We start from the raw sequence: 1,369 nt of genomic DNA, 5'->3' as shown, positions 1-1,369 counted from the left end.
TTTGGCTTCCTCCTCCTCGTGAACGAGGGGGACTCCCGGTGGGGATCATGCCGCCTTCCCGGGTGGTTGACGCTTCACCGTCCCCGGCAACCCGGAGATCTCCACGTCCATGGACGACAGTCCAGCCGCCCTGATGTTCAGACTTGCGTTGGTATCCGCGTTCCCCGACCAGCCACACGACGTGCACAGGAATGTTGCCTGGTCGGGGCGGGACACCCGGTCGACGACCCCGCAGACGTGACAGCGCTGCGACGTGTACGGCGCCGGAACCCTCACCAGCACCCCACCCACGCGGGCCGTCTTGTAGGCGAGATGCGCGCCGACGCGTCCCCATGCGGCGTTCAGAACCGACCGGTTCAGCCCGGCTTTCTGCCGCACCTTCCGCCCGGGGGTCTCGACGGTACCCCGGGCCGAGCGGGTCATGGTCCCGACGCGCAGGTCCTCGATGACGACCAGCCCGAACTCCCGGCTGATCCCGGTTGTCACCTTGTGTGCCCAGTCGTCGCGGCGGCGTTTGGTTCTCGCGCGCACCCTGGCGATCTGGTCGTAGGTTCTGGTCAGCCGGTTCGACGTCGGGGCGCCCCGCGGCCGGGCCCGGCGCTGCCGGGCCGCTTTGCGTTCCAGGCGGAGCAGACGGCGTGCCTCGCCCGCCGAGAGCAGAACAGGCAGGTCCCGGAACGTCCCATCCGACAGGGCCAGTGTTCGGGTCACCCCACGGTCGACTCCGACCGGCGGTCCGCCGTGGGGTTCCGGTTGCACGTCGGGGGTTTCGAGGCGGAACACCACATGCCAGCCGTGGGCCTCACGGACCAGCCGGGCACCCGTCAGCCGGCCCGGCACCCCACGGGACACCCCGGGAAGCGGCCGGGTCCACCGGAACCGCACCCGACCGGCACCCGGCACCGACAGGACACCCCACCGGCGGCTCACACGGGCCACGTTCAGCCCGCGCGCCTGCGGAACATCCACCGCCAGGCGGGCACGCCGCCGGGACTTGAAACGCGGCGGACGAGCCAACCCCGAATAGCAGCGTTTCCACGCGGTCTGATACTGCTTCAACACCTGCTGGCCTGCCTGCGCAGGCAGCACGGAAAGCCACTCGAAGCCTTCCGGTAGATTCTTCCGCGCTTCCCGCATCTGCCGATCAACCTCGGCCACGGCGAGCATGGGACGGCGATGCTCGCGGCACGTCGTGTGCCATTCGTGTAGCAGATTCCACAACCCCCGCGCCGCATGACCCTGCCCGTCCAGTTTCCCTGCCTGACCCGAATCCGGGTACAGACGGGCGACGTGAACCGACCGGGGCATGGCTGTAATTCTACCCGAATACACGGCGATTCACCTCCCGACTAAAGGCGGAAGCCCTCTC

Annotated in this window: 1 protein-coding gene; it reads right to left on the bottom strand. The window is 69.0% G+C overall.

Translation table 11 applies throughout. The features are described from left to right. Nucleotides 1–45: 45 nt before the first annotated feature. Nucleotides 46–1,332, bottom strand: a complete 1,287-nt coding sequence (locus FF36_RS31245; protein WP_199865573.1) for an RNA-guided endonuclease InsQ/TnpB family protein — start codon at nucleotides 1,330–1,332, stop codon at nucleotides 46–48. Nucleotides 1,333–1,369: the final 37 nt, after the last annotated feature.

The sequence above is a fragment of the Frankia torreyi genome, from assembly GCF_000948395.1.
Taxonomy (GTDB): Bacteria; Actinomycetota; Actinomycetes; order Frankiales; family Frankiaceae; genus Frankia; species Frankia torreyi.
This window is presented reverse-complemented; position numbering and strand designations above follow the sequence as displayed.